The 25,818-nt window shown below is 38.8% G+C and carries 22 protein-coding genes; 7 read left to right on the forward strand and 15 right to left on the reverse strand.

The window, feature by feature from the left end; genetic code table 11:
- Window positions 1–108: 108 nt before the first annotated feature.
- Window positions 109–903, reverse strand: coding sequence for a hypothetical protein (locus ACKWB9_RS04850; RefSeq protein ID WP_414001871.1), 795 nt, complete (start codon window positions 901–903; stop codon window positions 109–111).
- A 147-nt stretch (window positions 904–1,050) separates the two neighbouring features.
- Between ACKWB9_RS04850 and ACKWB9_RS04855 the strand changes: the two genes are divergently transcribed.
- Window positions 1,051–1,680 carry a GntR family transcriptional regulator gene (locus ACKWB9_RS04855; RefSeq protein WP_414001872.1) on the forward strand — a complete coding sequence of 210 codons (630 nt, stop codon included), beginning with the start codon at window positions 1,051–1,053 and terminating at the stop codon, window positions 1,678–1,680.
- A gap of 96 nt (window positions 1,681–1,776) precedes the next feature.
- Window positions 1,777–1,920, forward strand: coding sequence for a hypothetical protein (locus tag ACKWB9_RS04860; protein WP_414001873.1), 144 nt, complete (start codon window positions 1,777–1,779; stop codon window positions 1,918–1,920).
- Window positions 1,921–1,926: 6 nt separating this feature from the next.
- On the opposite strand, the gene ACKWB9_RS04865 is transcribed toward ACKWB9_RS04860, so the two are convergent.
- Genes ACKWB9_RS04865 through ACKWB9_RS04875 form a run of 3 tightly spaced genes read right to left on the reverse strand, consistent with a single transcriptional unit; the run spans window position 1,927 to window position 4,656 of the window.
- Complete coding sequence (locus tag ACKWB9_RS04865) at window positions 1,927–3,030, reverse strand: amidohydrolase family protein (RefSeq protein WP_414001874.1); 1,104 nt, start codon at window positions 3,028–3,030, stop codon at window positions 1,927–1,929.
- A 7-nt stretch (window positions 3,031–3,037) separates the two neighbouring features.
- Window positions 3,038–3,643 (reverse strand): nucleotidyltransferase family protein, encoded by a 606-nt coding sequence (locus tag ACKWB9_RS04870; protein WP_414001875.1) that lies wholly within the window; start codon window positions 3,641–3,643, stop codon window positions 3,038–3,040.
- 2 nt (window positions 3,644–3,645) lie between these two features.
- Complete coding sequence (locus tag ACKWB9_RS04875) at window positions 3,646–4,656, reverse strand: XdhC family protein (RefSeq protein WP_414001876.1); 1,011 nt, start codon at window positions 4,654–4,656, stop codon at window positions 3,646–3,648.
- A 174-nt stretch (window positions 4,657–4,830) separates the two neighbouring features.
- On the opposite strand from ACKWB9_RS04875, the gene ACKWB9_RS04880 reads away from it, so the two are divergent.
- The 3 genes from ACKWB9_RS04880 (at window position 4,831) to ACKWB9_RS04890 (ending at window position 7,316) form a co-directional block, all read left to right on the forward strand.
- Complete coding sequence (locus ACKWB9_RS04880) at window positions 4,831–5,922, forward strand: vWA domain-containing protein (RefSeq protein WP_414001877.1); 1,092 nt, start codon at window positions 4,831–4,833, stop codon at window positions 5,920–5,922.
- 210 nt (window positions 5,923–6,132) lie between these two features.
- Window positions 6,133–6,960 carry an OmpA/MotB family protein gene (locus ACKWB9_RS04885; RefSeq protein ID WP_414001878.1) on the forward strand — a complete coding sequence of 276 codons (828 nt, stop codon included), beginning with the start codon at window positions 6,133–6,135 and terminating at the stop codon, window positions 6,958–6,960.
- A 188-nt stretch (window positions 6,961–7,148) separates the two neighbouring features.
- Window positions 7,149–7,316, forward strand: coding sequence for a hypothetical protein (locus tag ACKWB9_RS04890; protein WP_414001879.1), 168 nt, complete (start codon window positions 7,149–7,151; stop codon window positions 7,314–7,316).
- 7 nt (window positions 7,317–7,323) lie between these two features.
- On the opposite strand, the gene ACKWB9_RS04895 is transcribed toward ACKWB9_RS04890, so the two are convergent.
- The 3 genes from ACKWB9_RS04895 to ACKWB9_RS04905 form a co-directional block, all read right to left on the reverse strand.
- Window positions 7,324–8,787, reverse strand: a complete 1,464-nt coding sequence (locus ACKWB9_RS04895) for a M14 family metallopeptidase (RefSeq protein ID WP_414001880.1) — start codon at window positions 8,785–8,787, stop codon at window positions 7,324–7,326.
- An 83-nt stretch (window positions 8,788–8,870) separates the two neighbouring features.
- A complete protein-coding gene (locus tag ACKWB9_RS04900) occupies window positions 8,871–9,530 on the reverse strand; it encodes an N-acetylmuramoyl-L-alanine amidase (protein ID WP_414001881.1) in 660 nt (219 codons plus the stop codon).
- A gap of 394 nt (window positions 9,531–9,924) precedes the next feature.
- Window positions 9,925–10,767 (reverse strand): 1,4-dihydroxy-2-naphthoyl-CoA synthase, encoded by an 843-nt coding sequence (locus ACKWB9_RS04905; protein WP_414002209.1) that lies wholly within the window; start codon window positions 10,765–10,767, stop codon window positions 9,925–9,927.
- 224 nt (window positions 10,768–10,991) lie between these two features.
- Here ACKWB9_RS04905 and ACKWB9_RS04910 point away from each other — a divergent pair, with 224 nt between their 5' ends.
- Window positions 10,992–11,288, forward strand: coding sequence for a putative quinol monooxygenase (locus tag ACKWB9_RS04910; protein ID WP_414001882.1), 297 nt, complete (start codon window positions 10,992–10,994; stop codon window positions 11,286–11,288).
- Window positions 11,289–11,475: 187 nt separating this feature from the next.
- On the opposite strand, the gene ACKWB9_RS04915 is transcribed toward ACKWB9_RS04910, so the two are convergent.
- The 4 genes from ACKWB9_RS04915 to ACKWB9_RS04930 all read right to left on the reverse strand — a co-directional run bounded on the left by ACKWB9_RS04915 (window position 11,476) and on the right by ACKWB9_RS04930 (window position 16,446).
- On the reverse strand, window positions 11,476–12,714 hold the full coding sequence (locus ACKWB9_RS04915; protein ID WP_414001884.1) for a glycosyltransferase: 1,239 nt from the start codon (window positions 12,712–12,714) through the stop codon (window positions 11,476–11,478).
- A gap of 47 nt (window positions 12,715–12,761) precedes the next feature.
- Window positions 12,762–14,273 carry a DEAD/DEAH box helicase gene (locus ACKWB9_RS04920; protein ID WP_414001885.1) on the reverse strand — a complete coding sequence of 504 codons (1,512 nt, stop codon included), beginning with the start codon at window positions 14,271–14,273 and terminating at the stop codon, window positions 12,762–12,764.
- A gap of 354 nt (window positions 14,274–14,627) precedes the next feature.
- Window positions 14,628–15,503 carry an ACP S-malonyltransferase gene (gene fabD / locus ACKWB9_RS04925; protein ID WP_414001886.1) on the reverse strand — a complete coding sequence of 292 codons (876 nt, stop codon included), beginning with the start codon at window positions 15,501–15,503 and terminating at the stop codon, window positions 14,628–14,630.
- Window positions 15,504–15,936: 433 nt separating this feature from the next.
- Window positions 15,937–16,446, reverse strand: coding sequence for a DUF6155 family protein (locus tag ACKWB9_RS04930; protein ID WP_414001887.1), 510 nt, complete (start codon window positions 16,444–16,446; stop codon window positions 15,937–15,939).
- Between the two features lie 333 nt (window positions 16,447–16,779).
- Between ACKWB9_RS04930 and ACKWB9_RS04935 the strand changes: the two genes are divergently transcribed.
- A complete protein-coding gene (locus tag ACKWB9_RS04935) occupies window positions 16,780–17,643 on the forward strand; it encodes a sigma-70 family RNA polymerase sigma factor (RefSeq protein WP_414001888.1) in 864 nt (287 codons plus the stop codon).
- 657 nt (window positions 17,644–18,300) lie between these two features.
- Here the strand turns inward: ACKWB9_RS04935 and ACKWB9_RS04940 are convergent.
- The 4 genes from ACKWB9_RS04940 to ACKWB9_RS04955 are packed head-to-tail and all read right to left on the reverse strand — an operon-like array spanning window position 18,301 to window position 25,813.
- Window positions 18,301–19,521, reverse strand: a complete 1,221-nt coding sequence (locus ACKWB9_RS04940) for a YaiO family outer membrane beta-barrel protein (RefSeq protein WP_414001889.1) — start codon at window positions 19,519–19,521, stop codon at window positions 18,301–18,303.
- Entirely contained in the window at window positions 19,518–21,905 is a 2,388-nt protein-coding gene (locus tag ACKWB9_RS04945; RefSeq protein WP_414001890.1) for a sulfatase-like hydrolase/transferase, read from the reverse strand. Before ACKWB9_RS04945 ends, ACKWB9_RS04940 begins: the two co-directional genes overlap by 4 nt.
- Before the next feature lies 1 nt (window position 21,906).
- Complete coding sequence (locus tag ACKWB9_RS04950) at window positions 21,907–23,337, reverse strand: glycosyltransferase family 2 protein (protein WP_414001891.1); 1,431 nt, start codon at window positions 23,335–23,337, stop codon at window positions 21,907–21,909.
- Entirely contained in the window at window positions 23,330–25,813 is a 2,484-nt protein-coding gene (locus ACKWB9_RS04955) for a hypothetical protein (protein ID WP_414001892.1), read from the reverse strand. The genes ACKWB9_RS04950 and ACKWB9_RS04955 overlap by 8 nt, the downstream gene beginning before the upstream one ends.
- Window positions 25,814–25,818: the final 5 nt, after the last annotated feature.

Genomic DNA, 25,818 nt, shown 5'->3' on the forward strand with positions numbered 1-25,818 from the left:
CAATCAAAAAACGAACATCATAAGGGCTATTGTATTTGAATTAGCAAAAAAAGGATATGATTATAGGTCATATCCTTTTTTTTAATGTGGGACTTTAACTGGTTTTTTTCAATCTTTAAGGGAAATCTCTTCCTCAACACCATTGGGATAAGTAAGTGTGCCTACGGTATCACAAGTACCATCTCCAAAATCCACAATTACGTTCAATCCATTTTTATCAACGGTCATACTTCCCGTAGTAAGGTAGGCACAACCAAGGTTGCCTTCCAAAGTATCGGTTACATTAATCTTATAGGTGTCGGCACCAATGATCAAAGTCCAGTTACCGTCTATTGAAAAAGTAATGGACTCCAAACTATCGCCAACGGCCACCCCAAAGGTTTTTGTTCCGTTTTCGGATATTGTGGATTCGTCTTCCATAATAAATACCATATCACTAACGACCGAAAAGGAAATGGAATTTTCATCTGAATTTCCACTTACACTATACGTTCGTGTGTCATTTATTTTAATGGTCCCAACATAAAAATCAACGAATGTTGCGGTAAAAGATGCCGATTCATTTTCAATGTTATATGTTACGGTCAATGTTCCGTTTACATCTTCGGTACCATTAAGGACACAATTGTTAAAAGTAACCGTGTAACCGGTATCCGAATATTCGGCCGTATAGCAATCATTACTTTTTGTGGATTTACCAGAAGCGGTATTTCCCATATAAAGTTCGGACAGGACGGTATCCGCTACACCGGACACATCGTCCGTTTCCAAAATGGTCCTGACTTCGGTTTGCGTTAGAATTTCATTCTGGGATAATTCCTGATCATCACTACAACTAAAAGTGATCATGGGAACGATCGCCACCATTCCTAGCCTTTTTAATTTAAGCATTATAGTATTCATATGTTATTGTTTGTGGGTGTAGGCATATGAACGTGAAATAGGGCCATTTAGTGTGATATGACAATTATATAGCATTATTACTTAAAATTTGATACAAGAACTATTGGATTTTACGTTAAATCATATACGATATAGTATCTTTAAAAAATGTTATCCAAAATAAATTTAAGAGATCAGGTTCGGGAATATTTATTGCAACAAATGGTCAATGGGGAATTACAAATTGGCAAAACCATTAATCTAGCTGCGTTATCCCGGGAGCTAAAGGTAAGCGTTACACCTATTCGGGAGGCTTTGACACAACTGCAACAGGCCCATATCATTAAGGCGATACCCAATAGGGGTTTTATAATTTCTGAGTTGGACGTTAAGGAGGCCGAGGATCTATATGGTCTTGTGGCCAGTTTGGAGGTCATGGCGATTGAAAATTCAGAGTTTGATGAAAGGGCGATTAGGGTACTTAAAGAACAACAGGACGTTTTTGAAAATGCTCCGAACGCACTTGCCCGTATTAGAGCGGATTTGGAATTTCATAGACTTTTGACCATGGGCTATAATAATATATTGACGCTTCAAATATTGAACGACTTAAGGACTCGGGTATTTTTTTATGAACGGGCCTTTATGTCCGACGATTCTTTTTATAACAAGTCCGATAATCAGCATGATGCCATTATTTCGGCCATTGAAGACGATAACGTTCCTACAGCCTCACTCCTACTCAAAATGAATTGGATGCTTATTCTAAACTATATTCGGAAGAAATTAATGGAATAGGGATTAATGGGTTTGATCTACAATGATTTAGTTTAAAAGATATACGAATACTGGATAACAAATAAAGTTTTCAATCGTTGTTTAAACAAAAATAACATGCAGTTTTTAAACAAGGAAATAGAGATGCTTACCAAAAAGCGTAAAACGCCTTCATTGATCAAGAAGCAAATATCCTGTGGAATTTTTCAGGACGTGGAAAATATTGTGAGGGTTTCCAGCATCCAAAAAATCGAAGAGTAACCCTGATCATTGTTCAAAAAGACGCTTATCCAGACCTGGAATAAGCTTGATCGCATTTTTATAATATAATTTTTTCAGGACTTCGTCCGGAAGGTTTAGGCCATACATGGCCCAAAAGGCATGATATTTTTTATAATAGGGAAAATACTCATCATTACTTTCCAATACCCTGAAATAGGTAGGAAACTCCCTAGGTTTCCAATTATCCTTTCCAAAAAGCACCCTATCCTGATATTTAATAAAGAACGCTCTTGCATTTTGCGGCTGTCTTCCCAGTTCGGCGATTACCGCGGCAATCCCCACGTTCATATTGGGTATTTCATCCAATAGTTTTCCTAATTGTCCCAAATTGTTGGCATACCAACCCATATGGGCATTTATAAATTTTGTATTGGGATGTTTTTTGAACATCCTATGTTGTTCCTGGATAATTTGTTCCCACGGGGCCGGATCAGTGGCCGAGCGTTTTCTTCTGGGGTGCGTTTTAAGTTCCAACCAACGTTCATTAGTACTGTCCATGTCATCCCAAAATGATTTGGGATCCGCGGCATGGATCAATACGGGTATGCCCATTTCGGCACATTTTTTCCAAATAATATCCAATCTCGGATCATCTATAGCCAATCTCTTACCGTTACTATCTTTATAGTGGAGGCCAAGGCTTTTATAAATTTTTAACCCTTTGGCCCCATTTTTTATATCCTGTTCCAATTGGGTGGCCGCTTTTTCTCCCCAATCGGTTTTGCCGACCCCGTTGAAATCCACATTGGCAAAAACAACAAAACGATTGGCATGACTTTTTTTAATGTTTTCCAGTTTGGTCCTTAGAGCGGCACCGGAACCACCACTAAGATTGACCATTACGGCTTCATTAAGGGCATCCATATCCTTTACAAGGGTATTGAGCCTGGAGACGGACATGTCTCTTTGATGGCTATGCACATCAACAAAAGGGAATTTTGCCCGTTTGACTTCTTTACCGGGAACGACCAATGTTGATTTTGGATTGTATTCCTCAAAACTCATTTCTTGGGCCAAAATAGCGTTCGACCATAAAACAATAGCAGAAAAGAACAAGCAGTGTGTTTTTGGGATGACCTTGTAATTCATAAGATATTCAATTGTACTTTTTATAAAGTTTACTATATGTTTCTTTGGTATCTATATCCTGGTTCATATCCCCAGCATCTATACTGTGCATAACATCATAATGTTGTCTCAGTATACCCTTTGCTCCCGTATCACCGGACAAATTTTTCAATTGCGGAAAAAGGGAACTATGAAAAATGGCCGGAACCCCTGCCCTATCGTTATATTTTGTAGCTATAATTTTAAATTTCCCCGATCGAAACTTAGCGATCATTTGATCGTAATAGTTACTGGTCAATAAAGGCTGGTCTGCCAACATGACCAAAATACCATCATATATAACGGATTGTTGGGTTATATGATCGGTTCCTAAAGCGATGCTGCTTCCCAATCCATTTTTCCATTCGATGTTTTTTATGGTCTGAACCCCAAATTTTTCCAGTTTACATCTTTGGGCGATCTTTTCCGCATTGGCTCCCAAAACAATATAAACACCGGTAGCGTTACTGGTTTTAGCAGTGGCTATGGCATGTAATAAGAGATTGGAATCTCTCCATGGCAATAATTGTTTTATGCCTTGCATCCGACTGGATCGTCCGGCGGCCATAATTAAAATAGCTATGTTTTTTTCCATTGTCAATTATGAATACCCTGTTGTTTATATTTTAACTGCATGGGTTCTTGATTTCTAATGACGGTCAATATTTCGGCAAGTATGGCTATGGCAATTTCTTCGGGGGCCTCAGCTCCAATGTTCAAACCCGCCGGACCATGAATATGTTCAAAAAAGTCAAAATCCGTATCGGGATATAAATTCATAAACTCATCAAACAGCTTTTCACGCCTTCTTGAGGGGCCCAAAAGTCCAAAATAGCTAGGGTTCGTATCCTTAAGTGCAAGAAGGTATTTCAAATCCTTTACATAACTATGGGTCATTAAAATTATTGCGGTTTGATCATCAATTTTGGCCGAAGGGAAATCCGAGGGATCCATATTCCACAACTCATGGATACCTGGAAAGTCCTCAATGTTCTTTTCTTCCTGAGGCACCGTACAGACCGTGACCTCCCATCCCATCCCCAAGGCCAGTTTGGAAAGTTGCACGGCATCATGCTCTCCGCCAATAACAACCAATTTTAAACAGGGCTTAAGTTCTTGTTGAAAAATTTCCAATCCCCCGATATTTTTTGGATCGGAATAAAGCCCAAAACGCGTTCCGTTCAATAAAAATTGGGACCCCAGACCATTAAATTCACCATATTCCTTTTTATAACAGGAACGAATAGAAAAAATGGACCTATTGGAAATTACCTTATCAAACGCCAAAAGCAACTCTTCATTTGGATCAAAGGGTTCTATTAAAATATAAAGGATACCTTCACACCCCAATCGGTATCTACCATCGTATAGCATCATTTTCGGCTTCTTTGAACTAAAAACACTTTTAGCTTGCCTTATCACTTCTTTTTCCACACAACCGCCACTTACGGCCCCGGTCATTTTACCGTCTTCCCTGATCAACATACATACTCCCGGCCTCCTATAAGAAGAGCCGTCCAATGCCACCACAGAAGCCAAAACGGATTGTAGCCCTAACTTTTTATTGGTGGAATATGCATGGAAAATTCGCTTTAATTCGTGTGTCATCGCTCTACTTCTATTTTGATCGGTAGAAGTTTATTTTAATTGAAAATACCTATTTCAGCCTGCTTTTTAGGGGGAACATGGTTTCTTTAACAATGTTTAACATATTTTTTTTCGATACCAATACTTAAGAGGAGGTTTGTCCGTTCTGCTTGTTGAATCCAAAAACGTATGATCATGAAACATTGCCTGAAAATCTATGGCACCCTTTTTATCCTCTCTTTATTCGTTTCCTGTGGGAATGCGGATGATGACGTAAATTTTGATTTGAATCTTGGCGACGGCCTAGGGAAAGGAAAGCCCGTTGATAGTTGTCTGGGGCTGGAAGAAGGGGAGTTGGTCCTTTCCATTCAAGAACAGTTCACCACCTTGCCCGGAAAAGTATCTGTTTTCTTTAAAGTATCGGATACCGACGGAAATCCCGTTCCCGGATTAACGGCAGATCAATTTACCATTTATGAACAGGGAAGGAACGATGATTGCTTTAATACCATTTCTACTTCGGAATCACAGGCACGCATATCTCCCAATTCCCAAATCTTCACCAATAATACGTTATTGGTACTGGACCTAAGCAACAGCGTTCTGGATAGTAGTTTGGAGGAACTCAAGGTAGCATCCACTAGTTTTGTGGACAATGTAATGCCTGAAACAAATCAGGAATCTTTTCAAATGGCGATTTATTGGTTCGATGGTGAAAATGAATTACATCTATTGCACCAACTGACCCCTTCCAAAGAGGAATTGATCTCAGCCATTAATGGTATTACGAACGATATTAGTGCAGACCCTTCTACCGATTTATATGGTGCGGTCATCAAATCTACCGATGTCGCTTCAGATCTGGTAAAAGAAAGTACTTCTGGCGGAAATATCGGTGCGGCATCCGTGGTCATATTTACCGATGGTACTGATCAGGCATCACGTTTTACGGAAGAAGAAGCGTTGAAAAAAGTAAAGGATGCCAATGCCAATATTTCCTTCTTTAGCATTGGATTGGGGAGTGAGATAGATACTCAGGTCTTAGAGGAAATAGGGAAAACATTTAGCGTTTTTGCACAGAACAAGGAAGAATTGGAACAAAGGTTCCGGAATATCTCCGATAAAATTTCCGAACGTGCCAACAGTTTTTATCTTTTTGAATATTGCAGTCCAAAAAGAGACGGAAGTGGTGATAATAATTTGGCCATAGCGGTGAACTCCGGTTCCAGACAGGGAGCCGTACAAACAAAATTCAGTGCGAAAGGATTCACAGGCGGCTGCGAATAGGATTTTTTTATAAAAGCTATTGAAAAGGAGCGTTTAAACGCTCCTTTTTTTATTCCTTTTCTTCAAAAAACAAATAGCTGAATATCATATTCTTATGGAGATTTTATCCTGTTCAATATTAGTATGCCGAAATGTCAGAAACATCCGTTTATCAATTTCGGCCGTAAATAAAGGCAATAACACTAATATTAACTTTAAAGAATAATCACGATGAAAAAATTATCAATAATTGGAATTCTTTCTTTGGCACTTTTAACCTCCTGTGTTTCTAAGAAGAAATACGTAGCCTTGGAAAACAATTTGTCAAAAACACAAAGTGCCCTGACCAAAACCCAGGTAGAAAAAGAAGAATTGGAAAGTAAGATGGCCAAGATAGAGGCTAGAGTTGCGGAGTACAACTCCAAAATTAATTCGTTGAAAGAAATAAACGATAGTCAATACACTACCGTGGACGATATTACAGTAATGAGCAACAATACTAAAGCCAATATGCGCAGGACTTTGAAAAAAGTTGATGCAGCTAAATTGGCAGAGGCCAAGACCTTACAGGATTCTATGAACTTGGCCGTTTCCTATAAATTAAAACAATCTATTTCCGAAGATGACGAAGATGTGGAGGTAAGCATTGATAAAACCGTAGTCATGATCAATATTTCCGATGAATTATTGTTTAATACGGCAAGTTATAGAATAAGTAATAAGGCCGATAGGGTTTTAAATAAATTGGCCGAGGTCATTCGATCAGAACCCAGTATGGAGGTTATGGTAGAAGGCCATACGGATTCCAGGACAATTAGCACCCCAATGGTTTCAGATAACTGGGACCTGAGTGTAAAGAGAGCCACGTCAATTGTTCGTGAATTACAGCAAAAGTATGATGTAGACCCCACCCAGCTTATAGCGGCCGGTAGAAGTAGTTACCTGCCTTTGGTGGAAAACGATTCTAAGGAGAATATGGCCAAGAACAGAAGAACCAAAATTGTTATCCTTCCTAATTTGGATAAGTTTTTTGCACTTTTGGATACGGCAAGCCTCTAAAAACCGGAGAAATATAATATAAAAAAAGGGAAGCCTGAGCTTCCCTTTTTTTATTGGGATTACCCAACAACTTATCCCTAAAGTAGGGTTTTTGGCCCGGTTGTTGTTTTATAGATAACGACCCCAATGAATACCGATTGCAACACATCCTAAGAACTAGATGCTATTTGACATTAAAAAAAGAAATCATGGATGTACTCAACGAAATTATTCAAAATAGCGCTATAGGGCCTTTTTCCAAAGTATATAAGAGCATTGTACTGCTTTTATTCTCCGCAATCGTATCCATATTGCTGGCAATGTTGGTCGTGCTGTTAAAACATGGCCCCAACATGACCATACAGTTTGGATATTGATATGGTGTTATCTATAGATCATAGCATTAGGGATGGAAATATCCGATTGATTTAGATCCATTGGAAAACCGTTGATTACGGCATAATGTAATTGCCCATCTTTTTCTAAAAAGAAGGTCGGATTTATACCCGGTTCTATATGAAATTCCGGCACTTTATGATCTTTACCTATAAGATGTACGGGAAATGGTGAATTTATAATTTCCATAGGTAGGTTTTCAACCCGTATATAGCCATAGCCCGATTTTAAAATAGCCCTAAAATCCACGGACTTCACATCTTTTATGGACATCATGTTCTCAGGATATATTTTTGCAGGTTTTATGTTGAATCCCTTCATTTCCAATGTTTCGTAACCATAATATGTGGAAAGATCTCCCTGATCTATAATACGACTGCTGTACCAGAATTTTTGATGGTCCTTATAATCTACCTCAAGCTGATTTATACCGATATCAATTTTATAGGTCTTGCCCAAGAGTTCGTATGTGGCTTCCGTTATTTTTAGGTCAAACAGCTTTCTGTCATTTTCGGGAATCTTTTCATAATCCAAAAGCAGGATTTCTTTATAGTTTTCATGGGCTATGGTGTATATAGCGGAGAGAATGGAAACATAATTCAGTTTTCTGATTTCCTGTTTTTCCGTATCCTTTAGGTATCCGCCAGATTCGATCAAAATAGTACTTGTACCCCATTTTTGGATATTATCCCCAAAGGCCCTGGGTTCAAAATCGTCATTATACCGCCCTACCTGTCCCGGGGCATATTTTTGGATGATATTGTTCATGAAAACGATAATCCTCATGGCATTTCCCCTAATGGTATTAATCTCCTTTTCATAGTTGTAGGCCGGTGCCAAATACGAAATGGTTGCCGGTTTTTTAGTCCGTTCCGCATTATAATACCTGCTCTGGTCGTGCAGGTTAAAACCAAAATCCGCTTTTAGACTGTCCCTGACCCGCTTTAAGGTTTTGGATTCCGGGGATTGTAACCGCAGGGCATCCCTGTTAATGTCCACACCCAACACGTTCCTTCTTTGAAAACGCTCTGCACCGTCCGGGTTGAGCATGGGCAGAAAATGTAAGGTCACTTGGGACAATAATTCCGTTTTTTCGGTTTGAAAGTCCGGACTGCCCAGAAAATTAAGAATATCAAAAATAGCCTGCGTAGCGGTAGGTTCATCACCATGCATTTGAGACCATAGAAATACGTTGACAGGCCCCTGTCCAATGCTTATGAGCGATAAATCCCGGCTCTCTATGGACTTTCCTACTTTAGATACCGTAAATCCTACTTTGGAGCTCAACCCGACTATCAACGGTTGTATGTCTACATGCTTTATCCTTCTTTTATGGAGCGTAGTCTCTTTATATGTTTCATAGCTATTAAACAGTTGTGCCGTTATCTCTTTCTCTTGGGCAATTGAAAAAAGGGAATTAATAAGAATGAGAATCAGTAGGTAATATTTCATAGGTTGAAATTAATTTTATCCGATATTTCTATATTTTGCTTTAACATCATCTGCGTGTCACTCTAAGGAAACCACAACGACATTTAATTTTTGGGTAATGCTTTAAAATTTAAATCTTTGACCGCCTTTCTTACCCGTTTCATAAAATCTGTTCCCGGATCTGTTTTCTTGGTCCTATAACCATCATCTTTCTCCAGCCATAGCGGATGATTTTCAAAAAGCGTGTACTCGTAATGACCTATAAGGTAGTTAATTTCATATTTTTCCTTTAAATATCGTACCAACCAGATATTGGATTTTAACTGTGCTTTGGTCAATGGCAGGTTTTTGGTGCCACCCACATTTTCTATGCCTATTGCGCAATGGTTTAAACCGATTACATGCCTTGCCATGATGGTTTCCGGTAATAAGCGGTAAATAGTACCGTTCTGGTCCACCATAAACTGGGAAGAGACATTGAGCCCGCTTATATTTTTTATATCCGGTCGCCAATCCGGCAAAGTAGGATTGTCAAAGGCTTCAAATGATTTTTTATACGTGGGAATGACGGTCCAATGTAGTACGATCATCCTTGGATCGATTGTGGGATCGTCCTTTTCTATGCCATATCGGTTTTTTAGATATGCCAACGTTAAGTTTTTTCGCTGATCATTAAAATTTATGGGATCATCTATGATGACCTTCGCGTTCTTACATGCAATGCATAGCGATATTAAGATAATCAGAAGTGGGAAATTTTTCATGAGGCCATTATTGAACGATTTGATCCAACGGTGTATGCGATCTGATGGAGAACAAACACGTTCAAATGTATCTATTTTTACCTTAGTACCAGAATCGGACCTTTATTAACCCCTTAAATTAAAGGGATTCTTCTTAACATACTACACTGTGATGGGCTTTTACAACAAGAAAGGGCCATATGACAACAATAGTTATGTTTTTCCAAGGCTTCATGTTACATTTATTATATAATAAAAATCGATAGTTAATTTTTTCATTTTCATATAGTGTTCTCGTAAAAGAGTCCTGTTTCTCAAAACAGGGCTCTTTTTAGTTTGTAACAAAAATGACAACTTAACAAACTCGACACGTGGTTCCAATATGGGAACATTCAGGATAATTAAACCGACCGGATTATGGTATCCAATTATTCTTCCCGAAGTCAGGTTTGCGTTTTTCTAAAAATGCATTGCGTCCCTCTTTGGCTTCGTCCGTCATATAAGCTAGTCGGGTAGCTTCTCCTGCAAACACTTGCTGCCCTACCATGCCATCATCGGTAAGGTTCATGGCAAATTTCAGCATTTTAATGGATGTAGGTGATTTGGCCAATACTTCCTGTGCCCATTGATATGCGGTAGCTTCCAGTTCATCATGGGGAATCACGGCATTTACCATACCCATTTCATAGGCTTCTTGTGCCGAGTAATTTCTGCCTAGAAAAAAGATTTCACGGGCCTTTTTCTGCCCTACCATTTTAGCGAGGTAGGCCGAGCCGTATCCTCCATCAAAGCTGGTAACATCGGCATCGGTCTGTTTAAAGATGGCATGTTCTTTACTGGCCAGGGTCATATCGCATACTACATGCAGGCTATGCCCCCCTCCTACCGCCCAACCCGGTACCACGGCAATAACCACCTTAGGCATAAAGCGAATAAGCCGTTGTACTTCCAGAATATTCAAGCGGTGCATACCATCCTCGCCTACATAACCTTGATGCCCGCGGGCTTTTTGATCGCCGCCACTGCAAAAGGAATAAACGCCATCTTTGGTAGATGGGCCTTCGGCGGAAAGAAGTACCACTCCAATGGAAGTGTCTTCCTGTGCATCATAAAAAGCCTTATAAAGTTCAGAGGTGGTTTTAGGTCTGAACGCATTGCGTACATTTGGCCTGTTAAAGGCAATACGGGCCACGCCATTGTATTTTTTATAGGTAATGTCTTCAAACGCTATGGCGGTCTGCCAGTTGGGTGATTTCATAATTGGAACGCTAAAATTAAAGGATAAAGATAGGGGTTCGGACAGTACCTTTCCAAATTTGTCCAACCAGATACTATAGCTCAAGGATCACAACATTTTTTTCTTTTAATTATAATCGATTTTTTTGCGCAAAGCTTGCAATAGACGAATTTTACCATCAAAATAAGGAAAACTATTTTATCTCATTTCAAAACAAGAAACCTCAATAAATTAATGTAAATACCATGGAAAATAAACAATTGACAATTGTTGCCAGGATTTTGGCAAAAACCGAAAAAAGGGAATTAGTGAAAAACGAACTTTTAAAATTAATAGCGATTACAAGAGCTGAGGAAGGTTGCATAAACTATGACCTGCATCAGGACAATGAAAATGAAAACCTGTTTTTGTTTTATGAAAATTGGGAAAGCCGTGACTTATGGCAAAAGCATATGGGCAATACACATTTGGCCGATTATATGGCGGCCACGGACGGTGCCGTTGAAGAATTTACATTAAACGAAATGACAATTATCGAGTAATACGCTATACCGATCTATTTACCTACGATCTCCCTTTTTAACAAGGGAGATTTTTATGTTTTTTAATGGTATTTTGAACGTTATTAAGACAGGTATAATTTAGTAAAGGTTTTTGAAATCAATTATCCTTAAGGCCATCTCCAAGGGATTCTTTTTGATTAAAACACTATGTTTAGGTCAATGAAAACTATCCCTTCTTATTTTTCTCGGCAATCCATTTCCCCATATATTTTGTGCTAAGAAGTGTTTGGTGCTGTAGCATACTTCCAGTAAAGTTTTGGATACGATGTTCTTGAAGGTTATTTTGGAGCTGATTTATTCGGTTCAGCAACCCCTTTTTTAACCGGATTTTGGAATATATGGTATTTATTAAGGGGACACCGGCCTTTTGGGCCATTTCCCAAGACGTTTTATCCGAATAGAGCTGTACCGCCGCTTGTGCAAATTCTTTAGGGTCATCTACAATACTTCCGTTCCAGGATAAACGGTCGTGCATTCCTTCTGCTCCAATAGTCGTGGTAACACTGGGTGTGCCAAATTGCATGGCTTGTAACAATTTTCCTTTAATTCCCGCTCCGTAACGCAATGGGGCAAGGCAAACCCTTGCCTTTTGCATCACTGTTTTTAGGTCTTTGATTCTGCCCTTAATGTAAAACCCTTCAGCCGGTCCGTGCAATTCCACAATTTGTTGTGGCAAATAAGCCCCATAAATATATAGGTTTGTCCTGGGCAGTTGCTTTCTGATCAAAGGCCAAATCTCAGTTTTTAAGTATTTTATGGCATCTACATTGGGGGCGTGTTTTCCCCCGCCGATAAAGATAAAATCATCTCTTTCCCCATAAGTAGACCAATCTGGAATTGCCGGGAGTTCCCCTACCATAAAAGGCAAATGGAATAGAAGGCTTTTATCTATTTTAATTTCGCTTTGCAACAATTCCATCTCAAAGCTCGAAATAATGAGGGATAGATCGCTTCGGTAGATACTGGCCATTTCCCTTTTGGTCCTATCATTCCGTAACCAGGTTTCCGGGGTAAAGGATACCCCATTTTTAAAAGCATGCTCCCGAACATAACGTAGGGAATGTAAATCCTCGGTATCCAAAATTCGTAACGCATTTGGCACATATTGCGCTATACGCCATCCAAATTGCTCCTCGGTCAGGAAACGGTCGAACAAAACCACATCAGGATGCAGATCGGTGATAAAAACATCAAAAGTGGAACTATTCAATTGTATGGTTTGTTTTTGAATTCCCAAAAGGGTCAGGTCTACCGAAAATTCCGTCTCCAAAGCTGCGGAAGAAAAGGTAATATGATAACCGGCTTCCATAAAAGCCTCTAACAATTGCATCATCCGATGGCCCGCCGCCGTGGAGTTTGGTTCCGGCCATGTTAATCCGATGACAAGCAATTTTTTTTGGGACATTTAATTTTGTCGCTATTTATGGGGTACTGTTCACACCAATCCGAAAATTACATTTTAGTGGCAAATTTTTGAGAAATTTTGGAACGTAATTTTCGTTCATAATCTTCCTCCAACCATTCCTTGTAGTTTTTGGTATTGTTCATAATACAATAAGAATATTGTCGCACCCTATAGGCAATTTCCTCTTTTAACTGTTTGGCCAGAATACGGGCATCAAACACATCTTCGGCATTTTCTACGCAGATTTTGGCGTGTTGTTCTATACTTTTTTCCAACACGAGTTTGGATTTCTGTCCTTGGGCGAAGACCTTTTTATATTCTTCCTTAATGTTGAATTCTATGCATTGGGATTTAGCAAACTGTGCACGCAATTCTTTGGGCATTTCATACACGAATTCCCGCTCTATCTCCTCATCGTTCTTGATGTTTTCCAAGAAAAAATCGGGAAAATGAAAGATTTCCTGCCAATCTATGGGAGCGTTCCACAAACCAAATCGTGCAATATTGTTTCCCATATCCACTACCGTAAACTCTTCTTTATGAGGTAAATATCGAGAACCACGCCCGATCATCTGAAAATAAAGGGTAAGCGATCGTGTGGCCCTGTTCAGGATGATGGTCTCTACTGAAGGTTCATCAAATCCCGTAGTTAGAATGCTAACGGAAGTCAATATGGCATCTGGGGTTTCGGAAAACCAATGCAAGATTTCCTTTCGTTCCGAAGCCGTATTCTTATTGTCTAAATGGCGAATATTATATCCCGCTTTTTTAAAGGTTTCATAAACGTATCGGGATGTATTGATCCCGTTATTGAAAATCAATGTTTTGGTGCCTTTTGCAATATCATTGTAGGCGGACACCAATTTCCCCAGCATGCTGTGATTGCTATAGAGCTCATCTGAAGATTTTACGGTATAATCCCCGTTAATGCCCAGTTTTAGGCTTTGCAGGCTTACATCATAATTATACATATTGGCCTTGGCCAAAAACTTCTTTTGTATTAAAGAATTTATGGACTCCCCTATAATCAGCTTTTTATAGTTATCCTTCATGGGAAGTTTGATATTGGAACTTAACGGAGTGGCCGTTACGCCCAAAATAGTAGCTTCTTCAAAATACTTGAAAAGTTTTCGGAAAGAATTATAATGGGCTTCATCTATGATGACCAGACCAATGTTCTTTATCTCTACTTTTTCCTCTTGCAGCCTATTGTTCAAGGTTTCTACCATGGCCACAAAACACATAAACTCATTCTGATCTTGAAGCTCCTTTACCTCGCTGTTGATTATTTTGTTGTTGACCCCAAAACCATGTAACATTTTTGAAGTCTGTAAACTCAATTCTATCCGATGGGTAAGTACAACTACCTTTTTCCGTGTCTTTTGGATGTAGCGTTTGGCTATTTCCGAGAAAACCACCGTTTTTCCCCCTCCTGTAGGTAATTGATAAAGCAGGTTAGAATTATCCGGATGGGCCTCCAAGTACTTGAAAATAGTATTCAAGTCCTCTTCCTGATAATCATATAGGACCTTTTCCGAGATGTCTTTTATCGGTTTCAAAAAGTGAATATCATTTTTAATTAGGTTGAAAACACAAAAACCTTATAAAATTAGGGGATTTTTAAGCTACATGGAAATATAAATTTTGAAATCGATACAAAATCCATAAAGACTGTCCCGATATGTATTTTAATCAAAGAGAAATCCTAAAGGCTTTGCCTCCGGGTTTCCGTTGAAATTGTCATTCCCGGTAGAACGGGAACCTAAATAGCAGAGTTTTGGTTTTTAACCTTTTGGATTAAAATAATCCCGATAACTATCGGAGGTGAAATACCTTTATGGCTCTGCCCCTAGGATAGTTGGTTTCAAGAAATTCCTTATTGGTAAAAGGAATTTGAAAAGTGTTTTTGTCGTTTACAATATTCCGTAGGTATTCATATTTTTATTGATTTGACGAACAGGCCCCCTTAAGAAATTTCCAGGGCCAATTTCCGTAAATTCAGTAGCTCCATCCTCTATCATGTGTAAAATGGTATGCCTCCACATTACGGGATGCGTCAATTGATCGATCAAATTTTTCTTGATCAAGTCTATATTACTACTCGGGCGACCTGCAATATTTTGATAAATAGGGCAAATCGGCTTTTTGAATTCCGTTTCCTCTATTGCTGCGCTGAATTCTTCAACTATCGGCTCCATAAAGGGAGAATGAAATGCACCACTTACAGGTAAATTTACAACTCCCTTGGCACCTGGCCTTAATTTATCGCAAGCTTCCTTGAGAGCTTTCTTTTCACCTGAAATAACAACTTGATGTAACGCATTATAATTGGCAGGCACAACAACTCCGTCTATATGACTACAGATGTCTTTAACGATGACATCATATAAGCCAATCACAACGGCCATACCCGTGTTTTCTGTTTCGCAGACTTTTTGCATAGCAGAAGCACGTTTGGATATAAGTTTTAAGGCCGACTCAAAATCTAAAGAACCAATAGCGGCCAAAGCCGATATTTCACCCAAAGAATGCCCGGCGACCATATCAGGTTTAAAATCATTACCAAGGGTTTTTACAAGAATAAATGAATGTAAAAAAATTGCAGGTTGAGAAAACTTTGTTTGTTTCAAATTTTCAGCAGATCCTTCAAACATTACATCTGTAATTGAAAACCCTAAAATATCATTACCTCTTTTAAAATATTCTTGGGCCAATTTAAATCTTTCAAACAGCTCTTTTCCCATACCGGGAAATTGAGTGCCCTGACCAGGAAATAAATACGCATGCATATATACGGTAGATTGTTAAAGTTTGTAATACATCAATTTTCATCAGAAATAGATATCGATAAGAAAACAAACACCTTATTATTGCTTAGAATCTCAGTATTATTCTCAAAGACTAAATATAATTATCATATGAAATGCTACCTACAAATATTGTATAAAAATATATTTTAGATCATTAGTGTCCGCCTAAAATACGATTTTGGTTAATATGGTCGTTCAGCTGTTTTGAATCTTTTGGATATAGTGTATCGTTGTAATCATCTTCTTGGCAAGCCCTTTTTTCTCTCAACGGTTTTAATTGTGTGGATATTTTCTGGATTATTTTATCGTTTCTCAAACGACTCCCCATGTAGTCTGAAAAGGCCAAGGAATTCAGCATATCTATAATGACACGTATTCGTAAATATGATGATTTCCGATTATAGAGAGGTCTTTAATCCAACAGGTCCATAACCTTATAAAATTCATCTTCATAAAGCCATTGTTGTTCTTCAATGGTTTGATGAATCTTTGTGATACGTGCCTTAAAATCCGGTGAAATCCCGTTTTGTATGACGTGTCGTACCATTTCCGTAAAGGAATTGAGCATGCTTTTATAGAAGGCGTCGGGTACATTTCGTTCTGCGGAGAAAGTCTGTGCAATTTCCAAATTAAAACACATGACATCCGCGATCAAAAACGGATCCATGCCCAAGGTCTTAAAATGCTTCACATATTTTTGAGCCACTGATCGCCTGGCTTTTGGCTTTTTGCGTTTTAACGGAAAGTATTCATTGGAAATTTTGGCTTTCGCTTCCTGCACCAGTTTTTCTTCTTTAGGATTAAAGACAAAATCATAATAGGTCTTCACTACCTGAAAACGATGATATAGATCTACGACCTGTTCTTCCAGATCTTCCTTTGATAATTTTTTCAGATAACCCTTTAGCGCCCTTTTGCTCATAATCGATTTGTAATGAACTCATCTTGACTTTTTCTATTTCCTAAAAAATGACTGAAATTCACCCATATTTCATTACTTTTTTCACTTGTAGCGATGCTATAATTTTCAAAAAGTGCTTCATGTGGTCAAATTTCCCCTCATTTTCGGTCAAACACAAAAAGTCAAGATGAGTTCAATATCAAAAATACGCTTTACGCAATGAACGATGGAAATACGCTAAACTTTTCTTAAAAGCTCATAAAATATGTATAAGTAAGTCTTTTACCCTTTGGAAAAGACATAAAAAAAAGTTATAATGAAGACTTGTACGAATCCTAAAATCCATTCACATACATGAGGCAACTAAAGATTATCAAGCAGGTCACCAATCGGGAATCGAAATCATTGGATAAGTACTTGCAGGATATCAGTAAAATCGATTTAATAACTGCAAATGAAGAAGTAGAATTAGCACAAAAAATAAAGCAGGGGGATCAGGTAGCCCTCGAGAAACTGACCACGGCCAATCTGCGTTTTGTAGTCTCCGTGGCCAAACAATACCAGAATCAAGGATTAAAACTGCCCGATTTGATCAATGAGGGCAATCTGGGCCTTGTTAAAGCGGCCAAACGTTTTGATGAAACCCGGGGGTTTAAATTTATCTCCTATGCCGTGTGGTGGATCAGACAGTCCATTTTGCAAGCCTTGGCCGAACAATCCAGGGTCGTAAGGCTTCCGCTGAACAAAATTGGTTCTATTAACAAGATAAAAAGGACTTTCTCTTATTTGGAACAGACCCACGAACGACCTCCTTCCGCAGAGGAAATTGCCAAGGAATTGGAAATGACGGTGACAGAGGTAAAACAATCCTTGAAAAATTCCGGGAGACATGTATCCATGGATGCCCCCTTACGTGAAGGGGAGGATTCCAATTTATACGATGTGTTGCGTTCCGGGGAATCGCCCAAACCGGATAACAAGCTTTTGCATCAGTCACTTAATACGGAAATCAATAGAGCTTTGGAAACCCTGTCCCCTCGGGAAGCGGACGTTGTAAAGTTGTATTATGGTATTGGCGACCATCAATCAATGACCTTGGCAGAAATAGGTCAAACCTTTGATCTGACCAGAGAACGTGTTCGACAAATACGGGAAAAGGCAATTCGCAAACTACGCCATAATTCGAGAAGTAAATTATTGAAAACGTATTTGGGCTGAGAATAACAACCCATTAAAACAAAACGCCCGTTTTTTTAAGACGGGCGTTTTTACTTATTAACACACTAACACTAAGAATAGTTTAATTTGCTGATATCGTAATCAACAAGAATATCGTTTAAATCCTGAATGAAATTCTGATAGGAATTGTTATCCTGATGCTGTAAAGCCATAATCGTAGGTTTTTGGGGGTTGTAGAGAAAAGGTCGTGAACTTACATATAGTCCAATTCCACCAATTCATTAATACTTAAAATTTCGTTTAATTCTTGTAGGAATATCAAATATTCCTCACCGTAGGTATCGTAGAGCATTTGTTGGGATTAAATGGTTATTTTAGATTTGGGTACTCATGTTCATGTCCTAAAAATAGATATAACGTATTTTTTAGGCAATTAATTGTGGTGAAGCACAGTATTGTTGTTGTCAACATAGGCCATAATATAGGTAAAGCCGGGTATTTTGCCGGAATAAAAAGATAAACACAACGTAAGATGACCGGACCTATATATAATGCATTGCCATAAAGATTACAGAATTACGGAAGCCTAAGTTTGATAAGCACCTAAGTCAATAATAGGTCTTTAAAACGAACAGAATTCCTCTGGGTCAACTCTCAGTCGGTTTCAATATATCCCCATTTTATATGGAAACGGGCTTAAAACTTTAGCTCATAGGCTATGCCCGCGGTAACGGACCAAAAGAATTTCCCCGAACTAAATGCCAACTCTTGACGGTTGACCCCTAAATTGGTTTTGTAGATATTGTTGCTTTTGGAATTACTGAATTGATATTCAAATCGCAGTTTTTGGGATTCCAGATATAACAATGTCTCTGCGAGCAATGCGCCATCTACAATAAATTGATTCAATTCCGTATCAAAACCATAGACCAAATTCAGCCCCATGAAATTATTGCCGTCCCTCAGGTATTTTCTTATCAGCAGATTTCCCGAAACACCTACGCCTTCCCTAGCATCCGGTACTACGTAAGGTCTTAGAACTGCGTAGTAGTTTCCCCGGTATAGTCCAAAAGTTCCGGTAAGGATGGTGGCATTGTCATTTTCAAAAGATAAATGTCTAAATCCGAGGGAAACTTCCAAGGCTTTGGGCAATTCTTTCAAGACCTCCCCTCCTATTCTGTGCCTTGGAAAGATTTTGGAGCCGGAAAACCCGTAATTGAAATAACCGCTTAGGGTTTTTGAAAATCTGGGGTAAGCATCCATCTCAGCTTGGATACCATCGTTATTAAAGCGTCTGTTGAAATTGAGCCTGGGGATCAAGACACCCCATTTCGTCTTTTTTTTGTATTCCAACGCTCCATAATACATGGCATCCAAGCCTTCATCAAAAAATTCTCCCTGGGTGTAAAGTGTAATGGATTGATCGCTTTTATCCTCTTTTTTTGTTTCTTTAAGTATATTTTGTAGTAACTGCTGCGCTTCGATCTGTTTTAGTATTTGCGCATGTAGCCCAAGCAACTCTCCGTCATCTTCTAGATACAACAGGGCCTTGTTGGTCAGCCCCAGGGCAATGGTGTAGTTTTTAGCATATTGTTCATTTTTTATGGCCGCTACCCAAACCTCTTTATTTTTCTTTTCCCTACTTGTAATACGGTTAAACTGCAATCTTGCCTCATCATGATCATTGTCCCAACTGTAGGTTTTGGCCATAAGGCATCTAACATCTATGTAATCCGGATATTTGGTGAGAATACTTTTTAATGTATCCCGTGCCATATCCCTTTGGCCGGAGAATGCCAATTCCCGCGCCGTAAGGAACGATGCATCGGGATTTCCCGAATAGGTAGCGTCCTGGGCCATTATTGTATAAATGCCAAGAAAATGTATTATTGTAAGTAGAAATACGATTCTTTTCATTGTTGCATGCTTTCTAAAATTTGAACGGTAGCATTTTTTATTTTTTGAGATGTTTCCTTAAGTTTTTCCTGTTGCACCAGTTGAATGGATCTCTGGATTTTTTCGGATAACATCATACTTTTAACTTTATGTGATCGTACTAATTTTTCTATTTCATAGACTTTTCCATTTTGCCCGGACCAGAAATAAGTATCCATTATAGCGCAATAACCATCATCATATTTGGGGTATTTGTATATGACCTTTTTTAAAACGGTAATGGACATCTCATATTGTTCCTGCCACGCATACAACCTTCCCATAAGTATTTCGGCATCGGCATGTCTGGGTATTTCACTTAAAATGTAATCGCACAGCAATAAGGCTCGTTCCCATTCTTTGTTTATCGCTAGATTTTTGGCCGTTTTATAGGCCTTATCAAAATCTTTCCCGTTAAAAACGCTTTGAATCCAGATCATCTCCTCCTTATTGAACTCTTTTTTAGTATTGGCTACCAATGAGATACGTTCCGGAATAATTTTGTTGTTTTCCGTAACGTACTTGTTTACGGATTTAAAGAACCTGAAATCTTTCTTGATCGTGTTAATTTCCTTTTCATTAACGGCTTCTTGTAGCTTGAGGTTTTTATCCAGCACAAATACATCCCCGTCCGATAAAAAATAATCCCCCCTTATATAATCCCTTATATTATGTGAACCTCTTAATAGTGGGATTTTTTTCTTTGATACGATATTTTTTCCGCGGAACAGATCGCCCCCCATCCAAGCCACTTCATCGGGTATCTTTAAATTATAGGTTCTCTGCAAAACAGACAGTAAAGAAGGTGTTATATCCGCATGGGAGGCCATTATGGTAATTTCTTTATTGGTTTTCAATAAGGGGCTGTGGATCAATAACGGCACCCTATATCTGGCCAGTGGGTTTTCTTGTGGCAGACCCGAAGTGTAATGGCTTCCTGTGATGATATAGATCGTATTCCCATACCCTTTCTTCTTTTTTTCCGAAACCATAAATTCTCCCAAAGCCTCATCAGCATATATAAAACTGGCAAAGAGTTTTTCATTTTTGGCAATGATCCTCTTTGTTTTTTCCGGTAATCCAGAATCTTCCATTTGCTTTTTAACCTTTTGAACATAGTTGTCCGTTTGGGGAATGAGATAGGGTTCACCGGTGCTCAACGTGCAAAGAACATCCAAACGGGGTGTATTAGCGGATAAGTTTTCCGCATTATAACGCTTGAACAATGCTTTGTCCGGATATCCCAATGAAATTCCGGCCGCATCTTCTTCTTGTTGTTCATATGCACTGCCAAAAGCGGTTTTATCTAAAATAGTCGTTACTTTCTCCTCTTTAAGGAACCTGTCTATAGCGTAAAGCCCTGTATTGCCTCCAAAACCGAATGTAGTACTGTACCCATTATGTTTTAATATGCTGAACAGGGTATTTCTATAGTTGAAGTTTTCCAAATTTGTAAAACCGTTCTGGCCAAAAGGCAAGGATCCTATAACAGTAGGCAAGGCTGCATGACTTTCCCCGGTATTGCTTAAAAAGTTACTCCAATAAAGGGATTCATTTTTTAATTGATCCAAATGGGGCATGAACAGGCCGTACGGTTTTTGATTTCCCATAAAATCGCTTCCCAGACCATTTACAATAATAATTTTTATATCTGGAAGGCGCTCTGTTAATTCGAGGTATTTGTGGAGTTCTGTCGGTTGGTCGTAAGATGTTACTAATGGAAATTCTTCATCGTCCTCATAAACATCGGACTGAAACACATTTTTAGCGATCCGCTCCAACAGGTGTTGTGTCTTGCTTTCGTTCACTTGTTTCTTCTCGGAATACAGTGTAGCCAAAAACATACTGAACAAGATTAGGGTAATAGGATACATCCTGCTGATTATAGTATAAAAAGAGGAAACGTACCTACTTGTATAATGACATATACACAACGTAATAGTCGAAACACCCAAGGCCTGAAAAAATGAAAACCTTATCCCGGCAGATTTGACCAGCCCGAACAAATTGGCCCCTAAAGTCTCATAATTCTGAACATAGTAGGTCATTAAAACTCCTTCTGCGATTAATAGGACCATGAACATACCTTTTGCGGTATGATATCCCAATTTTGGTTTTCGGGCTTCCAAAAAATTAAAAAGAAAAGCCGTGAAAAGGGCGCATACCGAGGCAAAACCTAATTGATGGACCAATAAAATGAAAAAACTTTTATTGATAACACTGTCCAATACTCCCGCAACATATAGTGCAATGTTCTGATAAACGGACAATAAAACAAGGCCGATAAAAAAAGTAACCGCCAAGGGAATAAAGTCCTTTAAGGTCTTTTCCTGTTGATTTTTTGATATGTTGTGAACAACATGCATCTTAACTTGCTTTGGCAAATCCTTTTCTTACCTGTGACCCCCAACCGGATTTTATCTTGAACAGTTTTTTATAATTGCCCCTAACGGCAGACCATACCACGATAGGATGAAAGGTCAGGGGTTCTATAATGGCACATAACATCAAAATAAGGATGTCCTTGGTCTTTTTATATTCATTGTACGAATACACATCCCACAGAATGGCATAAAAAGAAAACATAATGGAAAAAACATAGACCGTGGCCGTAATCGCTATAAAAAAGTCCCAATTGAGAATGCCCAACCAGTAAAAAAGAATGATGGTGAAAAAACCAAAAAACTCCAATAGGGGTGCCAACCATTCATAAAAGAACCAATAGGGGTAACTTAGCATGCCCAATCGCCCGAATTTAGGATTAAAGAACATGTCCTTATGCTTGAACAAGGTTTCCAAATTTCCCCGGGCCCAGCGATCCCTCTGGTTCACGAGAATCTTGGTGTCCTCGGGCACCTCGGTCCAACAAAGGGGATCGGGAATATATTCCACGGTATAAGGCAGTTTTCTTTCATGCATATAACGTCTCATCTTAAAGACGATTTCCATATCCTCCCCTACTGTATTGGTATCATAACCATCAACGGCCAATGCAATTTCCCTATCAAAGAATCCAAAGGCTCCGGAGATGATCAATAAACTATCTATTCTTCCCCAGGCCATTCTTCCCAAAATAAAAGAACGTGTATATTCCAATAATTGAAACCGTGCCAACCAATTCGTCGGCAATCGTATTTCTTCCAGTTGCCCGCCCTGGATGATACAGGAATTTGCTACACGGATGACCCCTCCAACGGCTATGACCCTTTTTTCGGAACGTTGATAAAAAGATTTTACCACATGCAAAAGGGCATCTGGCAATAAGAGACAATCCACATCTATGCAGCCTACATATTGGTTGGTAGATAGAGCCATACCTGTGTTCAGGGCATCGGACTTCCCTCCATTTTCCTTATCTATTACCGTTAACTTTGAAAAAGCCTTATGGGGCGATTTATAAATTCCGCGTATGGGCTTGGATTTCCAATTGGGATCAATTTCCTGTTCTACTTTAACCAGGTCATAGGCTTCTATCATTTTTTGTAACGTATCGTCCTTACTGCCATCGTTTACGACCATTACTTCATAATTCACATAACGCAAGGACATTAACGACCGGATGTTCTCTACAATAGTCAGACCTTCATTATAGGCAGGGGCAATAATAGTAATGCTCGGAGCCAAGGGAGAAGCCATAAGTTTGGACATGTCCCCAAAGCTATTTTTGTTTCTGTAATGGATAGAATTTCTGGTGGATAGATAACCCATGGCCGTGAACATGGTAAATAGCACGACCGTAAACATCAAAAAAACAATGTTTATGTATTCTAATATGATATCAAAAATACCGCTATCCATTGATCTTGTTATAAAATTTGGAAGACATGGAACATAAGTGGTCAAATAAGGTATTTCCCATGGTCATCATGGAAGTTCTCGTTCCGGAAGTGTGGCTTTGGCCCATTCCCTTTTCAGGAACAAAATTAAGATCGAACAAATCTTCTTTGGCATCCAGAACATTGGAAATTATGGGGTCGTTTTCCTTTCTATCTGGATTTGATCGTTTTTCCTCCTCATCTAGGAGTATTCTTTTTTTCAATGTTTTCAAAGCTATTCTCGCTTGCTTGCTTACTAGCTTTTCTTTATCCTCTGCTAAAGATCGCAATAAGGGAAGTTCTTTTTCGTCCCCTACCTCGGCTATTTCATGGATGAGAATCAATTTGGCTTCCAAATCACTTTTTTCAATGAGTTCATTGAAAACGCTATTCGATGAATGCAATGGATCAACCTTGAAATGGGGAATTGAATTGTTGTTGGAAAATTTTTGGATAAGATCCCCGATCCTGACCCTAATCACTTCTGATTTTTCACTTACCAAAAGTGCCTTTAAATAAGGTATTTCCCTGCAATCTCCCAGTTCCTCGATATTTTCCAATTGAACCATTTTTTCCAGAATGGCATCTTCGTAAAACAATGGTTCCGGTATAAATGATTCTTCATTTATAAAGTTATCCGCAATTGGGAAATCGATGGTAAGATCATTTGTAGTAAGGGATAGATCTGCAAGGATATCGGTATGTTCCTCTATTTCCTTTTCAAAGGCCATGGACCAATCTATTTGTTCCGATTCATCGTATGGTATTATCACCTCATGGTCTATTTCTATGTTGAGCAATGATGTAATGGGGATTTGATCGGAAAACATTGGTTCCGGGTCGTTCGTTGCAGAAATTTCGGATGCTTCCGTTTTAATTTCTTGATTTTCCCCTTTTACCTCTTCTCCATGCACCGGTAATGATAAAACATCCAATACTTCATCATAGATAACATTCAATTCTTTAACGGGTTCATTTATGGAATTACGGGATTCCCCTTCTGCTACGACTATGGGTAAAAAGCCATAATCCAATATTGAGGAGGACTCCTCTTTATCGACTTTTTTATGAGGTTCTTTTATTTCCTTGAGTTCAGGAAGTGACGGTTCCTCAACAATTTCCGTTACCACGGGAAGAAAGGAAAGTTCTTCCGGACATATTTCAGGGTTTTTATCCTCTTCAGGTTTTTTTTCGGGATCGGGATTTAATTCTTCGCTAAACACTTCCAAATTATTAATATCAAACGCTATAGTTTCTTCACCTTCTGGCTCTGTTGTATTTTTTTTATTTATGATCGGAGGTGCTTCGGCCGGATTTTCTATAATTATTGACTGTTCCTCTTTACTCTCCTCCCGTAATTTTTCATTGTTTATAACGGTCTCCAACGGATCAATATCCTGGGTTGGTAGAACAACTTCCGGACATATAGTATTCATAGCACTAATGGCTTTGTTCCGTACCGTAAATACAGGTTCTTTTTGTTCTACACACTTCAGGAAGTCCATATCCGCCTCACTTCCCAATTGGGCAAGGGCATCCAGAATGTACATTTTAACATCCGTGCCACATTTTGGAAAGACCATTTTTAAGGTCTGTACGGATTCTTTTATATTAAAATCCCTTAAACAGACCATTGCTTCCTTTTTTATATGGTCGTTCCTATGTTTTACCAGTTCTATGAGCGATGCTCTAGAATCATTTTGATTGTAATATTTTATCAGGCGAAGTGAAAAAAGCACTACATGGTTGTTCTTGGAGGTCAACCACAACCGAAACGGAGGAGGTAAAAAGTTTTCCTTGTTTCTTACTACATCCAAAAGTTTCAATTGTTGCCATTCCGAAATTTTAAATCGGGTATGGTCCAGAAAGTAGGTAATCCCCTCTTCTTTTAACATAACAACGGCTATTTCTGCCTGTTTACGAATGGTAGGGCGTTTATCGTTTATAAACCGGGTAATTAACCTAAAGGAGTCCTTAACGTCCATTTGGGTCAGTTCGAAAAGTCCTTTTGAGACCACTTCCCATCGCCAGCTTTTTAATTTTTCATAGGCATCTTTATGCAGTTCTAAATCTTGATAGATACGAAAAACCTCTTTGCGGGTCTGCCCGGAGACATCTTTGCGCAGGTCCATAAGAATATCCGTCAAGACTTTTCGATCAAATCTGTTCTTTATCAATTCCCGTATTTGAATCTTTAAATCGATATAATTTATCTTTTCTTTCTTGTTTCCACTTTCATCATAGAACAAGAATTCGCTGATTATGGGCGAAAGTTCTTTTTTCTTCTCCTTTATCTTTTCCCCATCCCGTGAAATCTTATTTCTTAAGAAAAAAACCGAACCAAAATAGACCACTACCAATCCGATAAAAAGATAGGTAAGGCCCCAAAGTAAATCCGTATGGATATTTGGTGCACTTATTAAGGTAGTCAGTATGTATGTCGGGGGACTTAAGGACAAACTGG

It is taken from the genome of Maribacter spongiae, from assembly GCF_047345125.1.
Taxonomy (GTDB): domain Bacteria; phylum Bacteroidota; class Bacteroidia; order Flavobacteriales; family Flavobacteriaceae; genus Maribacter.